Below are 16,428 nucleotides of genomic sequence, written 5' to 3'. Positions count from 1 at the left end.
GCCGACGCCAAGGCGTCGGCACCCACCCATGTCAGGCGTGATCGACGTTCGCTTACCAGCGGTACCAGCGACCCCGCTTGCCACCGCTTGCCGCAGGACGGATCACGAACCCGAGGACCCACACGATCAGCACGATGACAGCGATCCACCACAGAGCCTTGAGTGCGAAACCGGCACCGAAGAGAATCAGAGCGAGCAGAAGAACAAGAAGAACAGGAACCATAGTTATCAACCTCCGAACCCTCGTATGCCCTGCCGAGCGTTCTTCACTCATGCTGGTTGTATGTACTCCTTGGTGAGCTCAGGGCCAGGAAAACCCGTTCGGAAAAGTTCCTGTTTGAGAGTGGAATCTGCGGTGAGATGTGCAATCGGTTAAACCGCTACTGCCTCTGCGCGAACAGAAAACGGCCGGCGAGAGACTGCTGGGAGCGAGGCGGTACAGGGCGGCCCAGTGCTCGGTGGCGAAGGCGAAGGCGAAGGCGAGGGCTTGGCGGCACGGCCCTCAAGGCCGTAGTCGGCGGGCCTGCGCTGGAAGCCGGGGAGCGGCGGCGAGTTCACCGGCACCCCGTGGTCAAGGGCGGTGTCGTGTACGGGCAGGAAGGACCGCTGCGTGTACGCGCCGGACGCGGAGAAGGTGACCGGCGGGGCCCATACGGCGTGAGACGGACCGCTCGGCCCTCGCCGGGGCGGGTGCGACAGCCGTGGGTAGGGTGGCGGCATGTACACGCGGGGGCGCAGACTCAGATGCACAGCGGTGTCGGTGATGGTCGTGCTGGCCCTGACCGGGTTCTCCTCAGGCCGGCACGAGAGCAGCAGCCAACACGGCGGTGGCGGGGGCGGTTGCAGCAACTCCAGTCAGGACCACGACAGTTCGTCGACTCCGGGCATCGGTGGCTCACTCGGCAGCGGCTCGTCCAGTGGCTTGTCCGACCGTGACGCGGACGGCTCCGGGACTCATACCGGTGACAGCGGCGGCGGTACGTACTCTTCGCGGCCCACCGACCGTTCCACCCCCACGGCGTCCTCCTCCGGCGATACCGCCCGGCCCATGAAGGACGGCACCGCCGTGCTCATACACTGCGCGGACATGGACGACCCCTACGCGACCGTCGAGGTCAGGAATCCGAACGGACGCGAGGGCCTCTTCACCGTGAAGATCAGCTTCAAGGACGAGAACGGCTTCACCATGATCGACACTTCCGATCAGATGCTGGTGTCCGCGAAGGACAAAGTGACCCTCCGGGTGGCCGTTGCCAGCGCGGGGCGCGTCGACGAGATCGATCACTGCGAGGTCAATCCACGGGCCAGTGTCGACCGGTGACGCACCGCAAAAACTCACCGCGTCCAAAATGCGCCTGGGTGCCGCGCGACGACCAGCTCCGCCTGCCGGTCCCCGGAAGATTGCCGAGGAAATGGACGCCGCTCCTGGCCGCGGCCACCGTACCCAGACGCGCTTAGGTCGTCGGTACAGGCCCCTCGCTGCTCGACCGCACCAGAAGACCAACCAGTCGCCCGGCCCCGGGTAACCCCTGCGGAGACTTGCTCGAACGCCGTCCGCTGCCCCGTTGGACCCCAACGCCGCATAGGAGGACCGGGCGCGCACAGCACCGCCACCGTGGCGGTGCTGTTTCAAGATCATCCCGCTGTCCACCGCACGGTCTCAAGACGCCGAACACGTGGCCGTCACCGAAGGTGTGTCCGCCGCAGCCGACGTATCCGCGAGGAAACCGAAGGTGGTGCTCGCCCCCGGCGTCACCGTGCCGTTCCACCCGGCGTTGCGTACCGTCGTCCCGGTCAGCGCGCCGTTCCAGACCTGGGTGAGCCGGCTGCCCGTCGGGAGTACGAGGGTCACCGCCCAGGAAGAGATCGCTGCCGTGGACGAGGTGTTGGTGACCGTCACCTCACCCTGGTAGCCGCCCTGCCACACCGACACCGCTCGGAAGGCCGCCGAGCAGCCACCGCTCCCGGGGTCCCCGGGGTCCCCCGGGTCACCCGGAGTGAGCAGGGCCGACAGCGCCGGGTACCAGCGGGCCGCCATCTTGGCGTCGCCGGAAGCGTTGGGGTGGACGCCGTCGTAGGTGTCGGTGGCCGTGTCGAACCCCGTCCACTGGTCGACGACGGTTACCGGCGACTGCGCGGTGGTGATGCCAGCGGCCCAGGCCGGAATGCGCTGGTTGAAGGCCACTGTACGAGCGGCGCACTCGGCGCAGCTGCTCGGATTGATCGGGATGAGCTGGGCGACCAGCACCTTCATCGCCGGGTTGCTGGCCCGCATCTGGCCGACCAGCCTGGTGTACGCGGCGAGGATGGTGTCCGGCGCGACGCTGCTCCAGACGTCGTTGGTGCCGAAGTGCATGACAACGATGTCCGGCAGGGTCGCCGCCAGCCATCCGGGCAGCAGGTTCTGGTCGGCGGTGGCGGTGGCCTGGAAACCCCCGTGGCCTTCGTTGTCGGCGTCGTGCGTGAGGGCGCAGCTCTGGGCGTTCAGTGTGCCGACGAAGTCGATGTCCGTGTAACCGGCGTTCTGCAGTTGGTTCCAGAGGAGGGAGCGCCAGCAGCCCGGGGAGCCGGTGATGGAGTCGCCGAGCGGCATGATCCGTACCGGGGTCGCGGCCGCGGCGGACGGGGCGCCGGCCAGGCCGAAACCGGCGGCGAAGACGAGCAGGGCGGCCAGGAGAGCGGCGAGGAGGGGGTGGCGTCTGCTGCGCACGGGGGTGTCCTTTCCCGAAGTGGGGCGGGAGTGGGAGTGCGGTACGCCGGCATGGGAGCGCTCCCATTGCTGCGTATGGTTCATCAAGCCACCGTTGTCGCTAGCACGTCAATAACCCGGACGGGCCGGACCGGGTTCCGGTGTCTTCGGGGCGAGCCCGGTCGGCGTGCGCTACGACCTCGGCGCTTCGGGGAACCCCCGAGACCCTTTTTCTTGCCGCACCCCGGCACTTAGCCTGTGGCAACAGAGTGACGGGCGGGCCGTCTGCGGACGCACGGGCAAGGCCCTGTTCTGCTCGGACTGCCGCGCCGATTTTCCCACGGACTCCCGGCGGACCTCCCCATGGATTCCCGGCCCTCCGGCGCGGACTCGCCAGCCGTTTCCCACCCGGAATGCCCCGCGAAATCCCTGGTGAAGAGGGTCGCCGCGCCTGCTAGTCTTCGACGTCTTGTCGCACACTCGTGCGCACACACCACACCATTTGTCGCATCAGTCCCATGGGGGGATCCTGTCATGACCCAGTCAGCTCCGCCGCCGTCCGAGGGCAACCCGTTCGCCCAGCAGCCCGCCGCCGGAGCACCGGGCGCCCCGCAGCCCACCGACGGCAATCCCTATGCCCAGCAGCCCGGCGCCGCCCTGCCTCCCCCGGCCCCGGCCCCGTTCGCGCCCGCGACCGCACCGGCCCGCAACAACCTCGCCCTGGGCCTGGTCGTCGCCGTCGTCGTGGCCCTGGTCACCGCTGGTATCTACGGCGGGATCGTCGGCGCGACCGAGTACGAGATCGGCTACGCAGCCGTCGGCGTCGGCTTCCTCATCGGCTTTGCGGCGGGCAAGATCGGTGGCACCAACCCGGTCTTGCCCGTGGTCAGCGCCCTGCTGTCGCTGGGCGCGGTCTACCTCGGCCAGCTCATCGGCATCGCGATGATCGGCGCCGACGAGCTCGACGTCTCCGCGACCTCGCTGTTCACCGAGCACTTCGACTTGCTGACCGAGGGCTGGAGCGAGACGGCCGACGCGATGACCTTCCTGTTTCTCGCCATCGGCGCGTTCGCCGCGTTCTCGGGCGCAAAGAAGGCCGCCCTGTAACAACGCGGGTGCCGCGTGAACACGTGACCCCGCGCATGAGCATGCGCAGTGCGCGAAGGGGCCCGTCCACCTCACGGTGAACGGGCCCGCTGCGGAATTCCTTCCGCTGTGCCGCCCGCCAGGACCGGGACAAGAGCGCGCGTGTGACCCCATCGCAGCGCAGGTGCTGCTGCGGCAGGTGGCCGACGCGCACCACCGGCTCGCCCCGGTCTGGGCCGACGGCGGCCATACCGGCAGCCTCGTCGAATACTGCATCAGCCAGCCGCGCGCGAGCAGGCGTTTCATCTTCGAGCGCGATCACGGCCGATCGCATCGCAGCGGCCGACGCCGCCTCCCGGTTCCTTCTCGACGGCTCCCCCTCACACGTGAGACAGGCCGAACCGCTCCACCAGGCCCTGGTGACAGAAGGGCTTGGACGAGGAGCCCAAGGCGGCTCGACGACAGCTCGGACGTCCGGACGCGTGCACCGAGCATTCGCACGTTCGACTCACGGTCAGGAATCGATGGGACTCGTGGGCAGCCTCACAGGTCGCCCTGATTGCGAGGGGTTCGGGCGAAAACGTAGCGTGAACGCCTGCTGCCCGGCTTTAGGCATGTGAAAGGTGTTCCCGGTGGGACGACGTGAGAAGCCGGTCGATCCCGATGCCGGGCCCGTGCAGCGGCTCGCGCACGAGCTGCGTGTCCTCAGGGAGCAGGCCGGCAAACCGCCGTATCGGGAGATGGCCCAGCAGGCGGGCTATTCCATCACCGCGATGTCGCAGGCGGCGGCCGGTGAGCAACTGCCGTCCCTGGCCGTGGTGCGGGCGTACGCCGAGGCGCTGGATGCCGACCCGGACGAGTGGGAGCGGCGCTGGCGGGAGGCGGACACCGCGGTCCGGGCGCCCGCGCCGGACGAGAAGCCGCCGTATCGCGGCCTGGCCCGCTTCGAACCGGACGACAGCGATCTGTTCTTCGGCCGGGACACGCTCGCCGCCGGCCTGGTGAAGCTGGTGCGCGAGCACCGGTTCGCGGCGGTGTTCGGGGCATCCGGCAGCGGCAAGTCGTCGCTGCTGCGGGCGGGACTGATTCCGCGGCTGCGGCAGGCGTCAGGCGCGGAGCGGCCGGCCGTGGTCCGCGTGCTCACCCCCGGTGAGCGGCCCGCGCGGATGCACGAGGAGGCGCTTGTCCCCCGCGAGGGCGACGGGGAGACCTGGGTGATCGTCGATCAGTTCGAGGAACTGTTCACCCTGTGCCACGACCGCCGGGAACGCGACCGGTTCCTGGATCTGCTGCTCTCGGCCCGGCGACCGGAGAGCCGGCTGCGTGTGGTGGTCGCGGTCCGCGGGGACTTCTACGGCCGCTGCGCCGACCACCGTGAGCTGGCCGAGGCCGTCAGCCGGACCAATCTCCTGGTCGGCCCGATGAGCCGGGACGAGCTGCGCGAGGTGATCACCGGCCCGGCCGCCGCCGCCGGCCTGAACGTGGAACGTGCTCTCACCGCCCGGATCATCGAGGAGGTCCTCGACCAGCCGGGCGCGCTGCCCATGCTCTCCCACGCCTTGCTGGAGACCTGGCACCGGCGCCGCGGCCGGCTGCTGACCCTGGCGGCGTACGAGGAGACGGGCGGCGTACGGGGCGCGATCGCCACCTCCGCCGAGGACGTGTACGGCGGGCTCTCGTCCCAGCAGGGCCACCTCGCCAGACGCATCCTGCTGCGGCTGATCGCCCCTGGCGACGGCACTGCCGACACGCGTCGTCCGGCGTCCCGCGCCGAACTGGCATGCGGCACGCAGGACGTGCTGGAGCGTCTCGTCACGGCTCGTCTGGTCACACTGGACGGCGACACGCTGGAGCTCGCGCACGAGGCGCTGATCACCGGCTGGCCTCGCCTGGCCGGATGGATCGAGGAGGGCCGGGAACGGTTGCGCGCGCAGCGTCGGCTCGGCGAGGCGGCTCGCGGCTGGGAGGAGCTGGCGCGCGATCCCGGGGCGCTGTACAGGGGCGCGCGGCTGTCCCGGGCCGAGGAGCTGTTCGCCACGAAGGAGCACGATGAACCGGGCGACGACCTCACCCGGCAGGAGCGGGCTTTCCTCACCGCTTCCCTCGCCGCCCGGGACGCCGAGCGGGAGGCCGAGACCCGCACGGCACGACGGACCCGTTCCCTGACCGTCGGTCTGTCCGTGTTCCTCGTCCTGGCTCTGGTCGCCGCTCTGGTCGCCTGGCAGCGCAACGAGGTGAGCCGGGAGGAGGGCGCCAAGGCCGCCGCCCAGCGTCTGGCCACCGTGGCCGCCGGTCTGCGCTCCAACGATCCCCGCACCGCCGCACTGCTCGGGGTGGCGGCCTGGAAGATCGCCCCGCTCACCGAGTCCCGCTCGGCCCTGCTCGGGGCCCTGGCGCAGTCGGAACGTGATGCCTTCACCGACCCCCGGACCGGGCAGAACGTCCGGCGCTTCCTCACCGACGGCGGCCGGACCCTGCTCAGCGTCGAGGGCACCACGGTGACGGCCCGCAACGTGGCCGACCACAAGGTCACCGCCACCTACCGCCTGCCGAGCGGCACGGAGGTGAGCAATGCCGGGCCCGGCTCCCGGTTCCTCGATGTCTTCGAGCCGGACGGGGGTGAGAGCCTGTGGAACCTTCCGCGGGACCGATCCGCCGCCGCGCTGGGCGACGCGTCGCCGTGGAGCAGCGCGTCCGACGGGAGCGCGTACCTCGCCGGCCCGGCGGACGGACCGGGCACGGTCCACCTGCTCCGGACGGACGACGGCAAAGTCCTCTTCACCGCACCCCTCGCGCGCCCGCTCGCCTCGGCGGCCGTCGGCCCCGTCGGCCGGCTGCTCGCCCTCTGCCCAGCCGAAGGGCCGCTCCAGCTGTGGGACACCACGAGCGGCAAGCGGCTGCCGGGGGCCTGGGAGAAGGCGGACAAGACCGTGTGCGGCACCGGCTCCGGCGCGGACGGCGGCTCGCGCCTGCTGCGGTTCAGCGCGGACGGGACGCGGCTGGCCGCCGTCTACGGGACCGGGGCTCTGGTCTGGGACGTCCGCACGGGACGCGTGCTCGCCGACTTCACCAGTGCGGGGATCACCGGCTTCACCCAGGCCGCGCTCTCCCCCGACGGTGAGTTCCTGGCCACGGCGGACGACCACGAACTGGCCGTATGGCGGCTGTCCGCCGACGGGGCGCAGGTCTTCGACCGGCCGCTGTCCAAGGATGAGGCCGCGGGGCTGACCTGGGACCCGGGAAAGTCCCGCCTCCTGCGCTACCTCGACGGCGCCACGGTCCACACTTTCGACCTGACGGACCGCCTCACCCCGCGGTGGCTGAACACTCCGGCCGACGCGAGCGTGCTCAGCCCGGACGGCGCCGCCCTGGCCACCGTCGCCCGGTCCGGCGAAGGATTCCGCTTCGAGTTGCGTTCCACGCGCGCGAGCGGGGTCCTCGCCCGCGCGAGGCTGGGCGCTCTGCCGAGCGTGTCGGACGAGAACGTCCCCATGCTCGGCTTCAGCCCGGACGGGGGCTCGCTGGCCGTTGCCGACACGGTGTCCGCGCGCGGCTCGCTGCGGCTGCGCTTGACCGTCTGGGACGTACGGACGCACAAAGTGCGTACGGTCCTCGACACCCCCGGCGCGGCCGACCGCCCGGTCACCGCCCTCGCCCTGGGGCCCGGCGGCCGCACACTGCTGGCTGTCCGCGCCACCGCCGACAGCTCCACGACGGAGGTCTGGAACACCCGCGACCACCGGCGAACGGGGACCGTGCGCGGTCTCTCCGGTGCCGTACTGGCCGCCCGGCCGGACGGACACCTGCTCGTGGGCTCCGACGATCAGTACGCCGATCCGGGGTCCGGGAAGGTCACCGGGCGCGCGCTCGCCGACGGCCGCAACGTCACCTCACTGGCGTTCAGCCCTCGCGGCGACCGGCTGGCCGTCGGCGACTCCACCGGGCACGTCACCTTGTGGGACGGTGACGTCAGTCACCGTACGGGCGCGCTGACCGGCACCTCCGACACGGCCACCCAGGGCGAGCCGGAGGCGGTGGGGGCGCTCGCCTTCTCCTCCGACGGCGGCACGCTGGCCGTGGGAGGCGCGAACGGGACCCTGCGGCTGTGGGACACCGAGGCACAGCAGCTCCTCGGAACGGACCTGCCCACGCCCGGCGACGAGATCCATTCCCTTGCCTTCGCCGAGGACGGCGGCACGGTCTACGCAAGCAGCCCCTACGTCCCCCTGCAGAGTCTCTCCGTCGCCCCCGCCCGGGCCGTCCGCGACATCTGCGCGCGGGCCGGTGGCGGACTGACCGAGGCGCAGTGGCGGACCTACGTCCCGGATGCGCCGTACGAGAACGTGTGCGCCGAAAGCGGCTGAAGCAGCTGAAATCGAAAGAAACCTCCCGGGGCCGGATTGTTCAGGGGGCCTGGCGGGTCGCTGAAAAACGCCGCTGACCTGGACGATCCATAACCAGAACGACTGCGGCGTCCCGTCGGCGGCGTCCGCACCTTCCCCTCAGTCAGGTTCTGGTCTCATGCGCACTCGCACCCTGTTCCCCTCGCTTCTGCTGCTCGGCGCCGTCTCCCTCACGGCGGCCTGCTCGTCCGGATCGGCCGGCTCCGCGGTTTCGGCACCCGGCGGTGATCGGCCAGGCTCCGCCTCCTCACCTGTCCGCAGCGTCGATCCGTCGAAGATCAAGGGGCTGAAGATCGTCAGCGACAGCAGCGAGCAGAGCTCCTGCCGCTTCGCGACGAGCTACCCGGACGTGCCGGGTGCGGAGGCGATGACGGCCGCGATGAAGAAGGACGTGGAGGAGCGCCTGGCCGGCTTCCGCTCGCGGATGTGCGAGGACGGCAACAGCGCGGAGGGCGGGGAGCTCAACATCAGCCACCGGCTCCTGGTCGCCTCGGGCGATGTCCTGGGCGTGCGTCTCACCACTCAGGACGGCAGCAGCGTGGGATCCGGGCTGTCGGCCAGGACCTACTGGTACGACGGCAAGGCCGGCGCCTCCCGCACCGCCCTCGAACTCGTCGCCGACGGCTCCCGTGATGCCTTCGTCGCCGCCTTGAAGGAGCAGCTCAAGGGGCGCGAAGGCGTCGACGCGGCCTCCCTCGATGACCCGCTCTCCGCCCCGGCCTCCCGCGCCGCCGTCCTGGACGACATGGCCTTCACGGCCGACGGTGGACTGCGGGTGACCTTCGACCGCGGCGACGTAGGCGTCCCGGCCGCCGGGGCGTACACGGTGGCCCTGTTCAAGGAGACGATCACACCCTGGCTGTCCGCGTTCGGACAGCGCGTCCAGCGGCAGACCGTGCAGCCCAGCGGTTCGCTCCACCTGGGTGCGACCGACGTCCCCGAGCCGGCCGTCCCCACCCACACCGCCTCCGGCGACGACGACACCGACTGCAAGAAGGTCACCTGCCTCGCGCTGACCTTCGACGACGGACCGGCGGCACCGGAGACCGCAACCCTGCTGAGCTACCTGGCGCAGTACAAGGCGCGCGCCACCTTCTTCACCGTCGGCCAGAACGTCGCCGCCCACCCCGACCTGGTCCGCGCCGAGGCCCGCGCCGGACACGAGGTCGGCAACCACTCCTGGAACCACCCCGACCTCACCAAGCTCACTCCGGAGCAGGTCGCCTCCCAGCTCAACCGCACCAGCGCCGCCGTCAAGGCCGCCACCGGCAAGGCCCCCACCCTCTTCCGCCCGCCCTACGGCGCGGTCAACGCACAGGTCAAGGCCGCGACCACGCTCTCTCCCGTGCTGTGGGACGTGGACACGGAGGACTGGAAGTACCGCGACGCCGCCAAGGTCGCCCAGACCGTCATAGACAAGGCCAAGCGCAACGACGTCGTCCTGATGCACGACATCCACCCCACCTCGGTCGCCGCGGTCCCGCAGATCCTGCGCACGCTGACCGCCCGCGGCTACCGCTTCGTCACCGTCAGCCACCTGCGCGCCACCCTCTGAGCGCGGCGCGCTCCCCGTAAGACGATGGCGCGCAGTTGGGTGGTGGACGGCTTGGCGTCTGCTGGTTGGCGGCGACACCGGCGATGCTGTCGGCGCTGCCGCCGACGTACTGGACGGGGATGCTCAGCGCGCTGGAAGCGGTGACGGCCGAAGGGTTGGATGTCCTCCCGGATCCGGATGAGTCCCTTATGTGCCTGTATTTGCTCTTCCTGTGCGCCGCCCATGAAGCTTCTGCCGATTCCGGTGAGCCTGAACGCCACACCGCGCGTAATTCCCTTCGTCCGCCCCAAACGGGTGATGGCAGGGCAGCGGGTTTCCTGACGGGCAGGAGGAATGGTGCAACTTTCGCGGAACATGCTGGGCACTGTTGTCGTAGGGGGCGCACTGGCCCTGACACTCGGCGCGCTGGCCTACCCGTCGATGCTCGGACTTGACACCGTGTCGGCTTCGGGCGACCGGATCATCGCCAACACCCAGTGGGGGCCGTTCACGGAAGGCGACCGCGCCTTCGTCGTGGCGGTGCGCGCGGCCGGTCTGTGGGAGCACCCGGTGGGGCTGATCGGGCTGCAGAAGGGGCAGAGCAAGGGGGTTCTCACCGCCAGCCAGCACCTGGTCGACGGGCACGCGGCGCTGGACGAGACCTGCCGCAAGATCGCGCCGCTGCTGAACGTGACTCTGCCCAACATCGCCAGTCCGCAGCAGGAAGGTTTCGTCAACACCCTCAAGGCGGACCAGGGCAAGCAGTTCGACGTCGACTTCGCCAACATCCTGCGCATGACGCACGGTTCGATCTTCAACACGGTGGCGAAGGTCCGCTCGACGACGAAGAACACGCTGGTGCGCGCGCTGGCCGACCAGGCCAACGACACCGTCCTGGACCACATCACGGTGATGGAGCAGACCGGTCTGGTCGACTTCGACACCACGCTGTTCACCCAGACCACCCCGCCGAAGCTGCCCAAGTCGGACATGACCCCGCCGGTCCCGCCCGCCGGTCAGCCGCTGGTCGTTCTTCCCCCGCCGCCGAACGCCACGTCCACCCCGGTGGACCTGGGCCCGGCCATGAACGGCCCGGCCGCCAACGGGAGCTGAAGCGTGTCGCGCAACAGCGAGCCGGCCCCAGGCTGAGTCGATCACTTCGTCAGCGATCTCGCGGAGGATGACACCGAAGCCATGGAGATATCCCTGCGCGAACTCCAGGGCAGCGACCTGCCGGTCTTCTGGGAGCAGTTGACGGACCCCGAACTGCAGCAGATGGCGGCCATGACCACGAAGTACCACTACACCGTGACCACTTCGACCAGCACTGGGCCAGGGTTCGGTCCGATCCGGTGGCGCTGTTGCGCACTGTTGTCGCCGACGGACCCGTGACAGGGCATGCCGCCGTGTTCGGCTCTGTAGCTCGAGTTCTGTAGCTCGAGCGAAGCCGAGAGCTTGGGGGCGCGTCCCGGGCGTCGCGGTGGGGGTCGCGACGGGCGGACGTTGCCTGTCCGGGCACTAGCGTGTGGCGAGCCGCTCCAGCAGGGCGGCGCTCCGTGCCAGCAACGACCGCTCCTCATCCGTGAGTTCCGCCTCGATGGCCTGCGCGAGCCAACCGGCCCTGCGGCCGCGCTCCGCCTCGAGCGCGGCCCGGCCCGCCTCCGACAGCTCGACCAGCGACTTGCGTCCGTCCGTGGGGTGCGCCCGGCGCGTGATCAGGTCCTGTTCCATGAGCAGCCCCACCGCTCGGGCCATCGACTGGGGGCGTACCCGCTGATCGGCGGCGAGGTCACTGGTGGTCATGGCGCCGTTGCGGTCGAGCGCACCGGGGATCCTCCGTCCCCGCGTGTGCTCGGCGATGGTCAGGCAGCCGCGGTGAAGGTGTAGCTCCCGGCGGGCAGGTGGTAGCTCGCCGGGCCCGTCGGGACTGCTTGGGACGGGGCGACGACCGACTCCGGGCGTGGGGTGGGCACGGTGACGGCGGCGAAGGTGTTGACGGGCACGGTGACGCGCAGTCTCAGCTGACCGCTGGAGACCGACCAGCTGCTCGCCGCGCTGCCGTAGGGGGTGGCGTAAGTGCTGACGGCGGAGGTCAGGCCGCCGCCCGGCCGAGGCGCGATGCGCAGGGATGCGTAACCGGGGCTCGAGGGGCTGAGTCCGCCGACCTGGCGGTAGAGGAAGTCGCCGACCGAGCCGAGACCGTAGTGGTTGAAGGAGTTCATGCCCGGGTCGTTGAACGAGCCGTCGGCACGGATGCCGTCCCAGCGCTCCCAGATCGTGGTGGCGCCGTGGTCGATCATGTAGCCCCAGCCGGGGAAGCCGCGTTGCAGCAGTATCCGGTAAGCGGTCTCGACATGGCCGTGGTCGGCCAGCACGGGAAGAAGGTTCTCCACGCCGAGGAAGCCGACGCTGAGGTGTCCGTCCGTCGCCGCGACCCTCGCGGCGAGCTTGTCCGCGGCCGGCCGGGCCAGGGCGGCGGGCAGCAACTCGAAGGCCAGTGCCAGCACATATCCGGTTTGGGTGTCGCCGCGGACGGTGCCCTCGTCCGTCACGAAGCGGGCGCGGAAGGCCGCTGCCACCTGGTCGGCGAGCTGTCCGTAGGCGGTGGCTTCCGCGCTGCGGCCGGTGGCGGCCGCCATACGCGACACCAGGCGGGCCGACCAGGCGAAGTAGGCCGTGCAGATGAGGTCCTGGGCCGTGTCGTCGTTGACGTTGAGCCAGTCGCCGAAGGTCTGCTGATTGCGTATCAGGTCGCTGCCGGAGGTGTTGTGCAGGTAGTCGACCCACTTGGCCATGGCCGTGAAGTGCCGTTCGACGACGGTGAGATCGCCGAAGCGCTGCCACAGCGTGTAAGGAATGATCGTTCCCGCGTCACCCCATCCGGCCGTGCCGGAACCGCCGATGACCGCGGGCGCGACGTCGGTGAAGGCGCCGTTGGCCTGCTGGGCGTCCGCCATGTCGTCGACGAACTTGGCGAGGAGGGTGTGCGTGTTCAGGTTGAAGGCGGATGTCGCGCAGAAGGCGGCGATGTCGCCGGTCCAGCCCAGACGTTCGTCCCGCTGCGGGCAGTCGGTCGGGATCGAGAGCATGTTGCCGCGCTCTCCCCAGACGATGTTGTGCTGGAGCTTGTTGATCAGCGCGTCCGAGGTGCTGAACGTGCCCGGCTGCCCGGCGTTCGTCCACACCGCGCGACCGGTGACGGTGGTGTCGCCGGGCCGGAAATCGGACGGCAACCCGCTGAGTTCGACGTAACGGTAGCCGTGGACGGTGAACCTGGGCTCGTATGTCTCGATGCTCCCGGTGCCGGCGAGGGTGAAGACGTCGGTGGCCTGGGCGGCGCGCAGGTTCGTGGTGTAGAGCGTGCCGTCGGGGTTGAGGACCTCGCCGTGCCGGACGGTGACTGTGGTGCCGGCGGCGCCGCGGACGGCGATGCGGTTCCACCCGGTGAAGTTCTGCCCCATGTCGAAGATCCACACCCCCGGCTGCGGCTGGGTGAGCGACACGGAGCGAAACTCGTGTTGGACGGTGACACCGTTGTCGACCTGCGCCACCAGCGGGGGAGTGGGCCCCTCGTGGACGACGGCGGTGGCCCAGCCGCTGTCGTCGAAGCCGGCCGAGTCCCAGCCCTCGGCGTGCAGACGCGCATCGTAGGTTTCGCCGTGGTACAGATCGTCCGACGTGATGGCGCCCGTGCCGGTCTTCCAACTGCCGTCCGTCCTCACCAGCTGAGTGGATCCGTCGGTGAAGGTGATCAGCAGTTGTGCCGCGTAGAACGGCTGGGTGCCGTAACGCCGGCTTCCGGCGAAGCCCAGACTGCCGGAGTACCAGCCGTTGCCGAGCCAGGCCCCGAGCGCGTTGGCTCCCCGCCGGATGTGCGCGGTGACGTCGAACACCTTGTACTGCACGCGCTTGGTGTAGTCGGTCCATCCGGGGGCCAGCACATCGTCGCCGACCTTCGCACCGTTGAGCCGCGTCTCGTGCAGACCGAGTGCGGTGGTCAGCAGCCGTGCCGAGGCGACTCGCCCGCGCACGGTGAAGCTCTTGCGCAGGAGCGGGGCCGGCCCGACGACCCGTACGTTCGACCCCCATGGGCCGCCACCGTACGGGGCGACCGCGCGTGAAGCGGGCCAGTCCCCGTCGTCGTATGCCGAACTCTCCCACCCCGACGGCGCGTCCTGGTGTGTTTTCCACGATCCGTCGGTGACCACGGTCGGGCCGCCGGGAACCGTGAGTTTGGCGATCAGCCCGGCCGGGGACGGGCTCGTGTTCCGGCTCGCGACCGCGATCGTGTTGTCGCCGCTGCGAAGGTGCGCGGTGACATCGACCAGTGCTGCGCTCTTCCATGAATCGGTCACTCGTCGTGAGGTGCTGACCGGGGTTCCGTTGACCCAGACATCCGCGGTGTCGTCCCCGGTGACGATCAGGGTCGCTGCGGCGGGGGCGCTCGCCAGGCCGAAGGTGCGCCGGAAGAAGCGGGTCGCGGCGGGTACTCCGGACGCGGGATCGCCCTCCGGATACCAGATCCAGGTGGCCCCCGACAGATCCGGGCCGGGCGGCCGCCCGATGAACGCGGCGGACCACTCGTCCGCGGCCGCCAGCAGCCCGGTCTCGAACCACTGCGGCTTGCTCCACGAGGATGCCCGGCCCTGGACGTCCCAGACACGCACCCGCCAGAAGCAGCGGGTCAGGCTCTTCAGGGGCTTGCCCGCGTAGGCGATGTCGATCTGCCGGTCGGAAGCGACGTGGCCGGTGTCCCACAGGTCGCCGGAGCCGCGCGCCGTGGACGAGACCTGGATCCGGTAGCCGCCCTGGCGCTGCTGCTGCTCCGTCGAGTCGAGGACCCAGCCGAAGCGCGGATGCACCGCGTCCACGCCCAGCGGGGCGGCGAGGCGCTCCACGGTGCAGGTGGCCACGGTGAGCGGCGACGGGGCCGTGAGATCGGGGGCGCCGACCTGGTTGTACCAAGGGGCTGTTCCGTAGGCGCCGAGATCGCGGGCGGTCGGCCAGCCTTCGACACTGGAGCCGGGCTGTTCCCATCCCGCCGACACGGCCTTGCCCGCGGCCCAGCGACCGTCGGTGACGACCTCGGTCGTGCCCCCGGTGGTCAGGACGCGTAGCCGTCCGATGACCCCGGCGCCGCCGCCCTGGTTCCGGCTCGCCAGCGCGATGGTGTTGGCACCCGTGGTCACAGCAGACCGCAGGTCCACGTACAGGGCGTTGCGCCAGGAGCGGGCGGCTCTGGGAGAGCCGGCCAGAGGCTTCCCGTTGAGCCATACGTCGACGGTGTCGTCGCCGGTGACGACGAGCTGTGCGTCGGTCACCTCGCCCTTTGCGACGGTGAACGTCGTACGGAAGTAGCGGTGTCCGGTGGGGGCCTCGGTGCCCGGATCCCCTTCCGGATACCAGATCCAGTGGGCCGGGGTCAGCCCGACGGGATCGGCGTGTGGTGTGCCGGTGGCCGCCTGCGCGCTGCCGGCGAGCGTGCCGACGGCTCCCGTCGCGAGGGCGCCCGCTGCCAGAGCCGACGCCGTGCCGAGGAAGTTGCGTCGACTGAGCGGGGGCTGCTCGTGCGGCATGGGGGAGTCGGGGGTGGGGGGAGTGGTCTGACTGGCCAACGGAGTACTCCTTCACGCGGGTCGGGCGAAGCAGGACGGCCGGGCTGAGCGGTGGACTCGGACGGCGACTCCCGGTCCGGGCGCAGCCTTTGGCGGGTGGACGAGCGGGGGTCCGGGGCGGCATGGACAAGCGCGCAGTGGAGTTGAAACGTTTCAAACTGTCAAGACGCTGGAAAACTACGAGAGTTGACGGGTGCCGTCAATAGATGCGTCACATGGTTCCCCGGCGTTGTGTGCCTCATTTGGTGACAGCGCGTCGTGGGTCCGGTCGGATACCAGGGCATAGCAGAGACTGAAGGAGCCGAGGGACCCGAAAGGGCGAGGGGGCCGAAGGGGCGAGGGGGCCGAAGGGGCGAGGGGGCCGAAGGGGCGAGGGGGCCGAAGGGGCGAGGGGGCCGAAGGGGCGAGGGGGCCGAAGGGCCGAGGGGGCGAGGGGGCCGAAGAGGGGCGCCTGCCGGCGCGGTCGGGCGAGCGGCGAGGAGGGTTTGAACTCTGGCTTGAAATGGGCGGCGAACCGGACGACCACCTTCGGGATGGAGCGGGTCGGGACGCATTGTGCCGCGTCACCGAAAGGCTCGCGCAGGACGGCGCCGATCTCTTCATCGCGATGGCAGGGCAGGCTCCCCACGCGCAATGAGGAATCGTTGGCCGCTCGCTCGGCGAGGATTCTGCTTTTGCCGTACGCGTCGACGCCCGGCCCCTCCAGGGGCGGCCGGTTCCTCGGCGAAGACGTGGTCGCCTCCTCCTCGGTGCGCTGCTCGCCGATCTCCTCGAGACGCTGGACGCGCAACTCCTCGGCGAGCAGCCCGCGCGGGACGCCCTCCCGGTGGGCCGAGCCGACGTCGAAGGCGCTGACGGTACCGGCCGCCTTGGTCCGCGCCTCTGTCTGCGCCGCGGCCTTGTTCGGCGAGCTTCTCCGCGTACAGGCCAGCGGCGCACGGCCTCGTCCAGCGAGTCCCGAGGGCGCGGCACGACGCGGTAGGACGGTGGCCGAGTCGGCCACGGTACGCGGCACGGGAAGCAGAACCACCGGCCTCCGGCCCTCAGTGCCTCGCGTGCCCGGCTGCTTGTCCCGAACCCGTCGGCGAAGCGCTGTTGTGC

The 16,428-nt window shown here is 70.4% G+C and carries 9 protein-coding genes and 1 pseudogene; 6 read left to right on the top strand and 4 right to left on the bottom strand.

Annotation, left to right across the window (positions count from 1 at the left end; translation table 11 throughout):
* Nucleotides 1-52 precede the first annotated feature (52 nt).
* Nucleotides 53-223: a hypothetical protein gene (locus ACFWBD_RS34155; protein ID WP_054240969.1), complete on the bottom strand. Its 171-nt coding sequence runs from the start codon at nt 221-223 to the stop codon at nt 53-55.
* Between the two features lie 864 nt (nt 224-1,087).
* Here ACFWBD_RS34155 and ACFWBD_RS34150 point away from each other — a divergent pair.
* Nucleotides 1,088-1,321 (top strand): hypothetical protein, encoded by a 234-nt coding sequence (locus ACFWBD_RS34150; RefSeq protein ID WP_385675534.1) that lies wholly within the window; start codon nt 1,088-1,090, stop codon nt 1,319-1,321.
* 339 nt (nt 1,322-1,660) lie between these two features.
* Here the strand turns inward: ACFWBD_RS34150 and ACFWBD_RS34145 are convergent, their stop codons facing one another.
* Nucleotides 1,661-2,710, bottom strand: a complete 1,050-nt coding sequence (locus tag ACFWBD_RS34145) for a GDSL-type esterase/lipase family protein (protein ID WP_385675530.1) — start codon at nt 2,708-2,710, stop codon at nt 1,661-1,663.
* A gap of 513 nt (nt 2,711-3,223) precedes the next feature.
* Between ACFWBD_RS34145 and ACFWBD_RS34140 the strand changes: the two genes are divergently transcribed.
* The 5 genes from ACFWBD_RS34140 (at nt 3,224) to ACFWBD_RS34120 (ending at nt 11,104) form a co-directional block, all read left to right on the top strand.
* Nucleotides 3,224-3,796 carry a hypothetical protein gene (locus tag ACFWBD_RS34140; protein ID WP_385675527.1) on the top strand — a complete coding sequence of 191 codons (573 nt, stop codon included), beginning with the start codon at nt 3,224-3,226 and terminating at the stop codon, nt 3,794-3,796.
* Between the two features lie 611 nt (nt 3,797-4,407).
* On the top strand, nt 4,408-8,139 hold the full coding sequence (locus ACFWBD_RS34135; RefSeq protein WP_385675524.1) for a hypothetical protein: 3,732 nt from the start codon (nt 4,408-4,410) through the stop codon (nt 8,137-8,139).
* 157 nt (nt 8,140-8,296) lie between these two features.
* Nucleotides 8,297-9,733, top strand: coding sequence for a polysaccharide deacetylase family protein (locus ACFWBD_RS34130; RefSeq protein WP_385675521.1), 1,437 nt, complete (start codon nt 8,297-8,299; stop codon nt 9,731-9,733).
* 333 nt (nt 9,734-10,066) lie between these two features.
* Nucleotides 10,067-10,825: a DUF4142 domain-containing protein gene (locus ACFWBD_RS34125; protein WP_385675518.1), complete on the top strand. Its 759-nt coding sequence runs from the start codon at nt 10,067-10,069 to the stop codon at nt 10,823-10,825.
* Between the two features lie 81 nt (nt 10,826-10,906).
* Nucleotides 10,907-11,104: a hypothetical protein gene (locus ACFWBD_RS34120; RefSeq protein ID WP_385675516.1), complete on the top strand. Its 198-nt coding sequence runs from the start codon at nt 10,907-10,909 to the stop codon at nt 11,102-11,104.
* 126 nt (nt 11,105-11,230) lie between these two features.
* On the opposite strand, the pseudogene ACFWBD_RS34115 reads toward ACFWBD_RS34120, so the two are convergent.
* A pseudogene (locus ACFWBD_RS34115) lies at nt 11,231-11,539 on the bottom strand (MarR family winged helix-turn-helix transcriptional regulator); the annotation flags it as partial.
* Nucleotides 11,540-11,574: 35 nt separating this feature from the next.
* On the bottom strand, nt 11,575-15,327 hold the full coding sequence (locus ACFWBD_RS34110; RefSeq protein ID WP_385675513.1) for a family 78 glycoside hydrolase catalytic domain: 3,753 nt from the start codon (nt 15,325-15,327) through the stop codon (nt 11,575-11,577).
* Nucleotides 15,328-16,428 lie beyond the last annotated feature (1,101 nt).

The sequence above is a fragment of the Streptomyces sp. NPDC060002 genome (genome assembly GCF_042737245.1).
Taxonomy (GTDB): Bacteria; Actinomycetota; Actinomycetes; order Streptomycetales; family Streptomycetaceae; genus Streptomyces.
This window is presented reverse-complemented; position numbering and strand designations above follow the sequence as displayed.

Coding starts and splice junctions, on each gene's coding strand:
- ACFWBD_RS34150 (WP_385675534.1), top strand. CDS start 1,088: ATGGACGACCCCTACGCGACCGTCGAGGTCAGGAATCCGAACGGACGC.
- ACFWBD_RS34125 (WP_385675518.1), top strand. CDS start 10,067: ATGGTGCAACTTTCGCGGAACATGCTGGGCACTGTTGTCGTAGGGGGC.
- ACFWBD_RS34155 (WP_054240969.1), bottom strand. CDS start 223: ATGGTTCCTGTTCTTCTTGTTCTTCTGCTCGCTCTGATTCTCTTCGGT.
- ACFWBD_RS34140 (WP_385675527.1), top strand. CDS start 3,224: ATGACCCAGTCAGCTCCGCCGCCGTCCGAGGGCAACCCGTTCGCCCAG.
- ACFWBD_RS34130 (WP_385675521.1), top strand. CDS start 8,297: ATGCGCACTCGCACCCTGTTCCCCTCGCTTCTGCTGCTCGGCGCCGTC.
- ACFWBD_RS34120 (WP_385675516.1), top strand. CDS start 10,907: ATGGAGATATCCCTGCGCGAACTCCAGGGCAGCGACCTGCCGGTCTTC.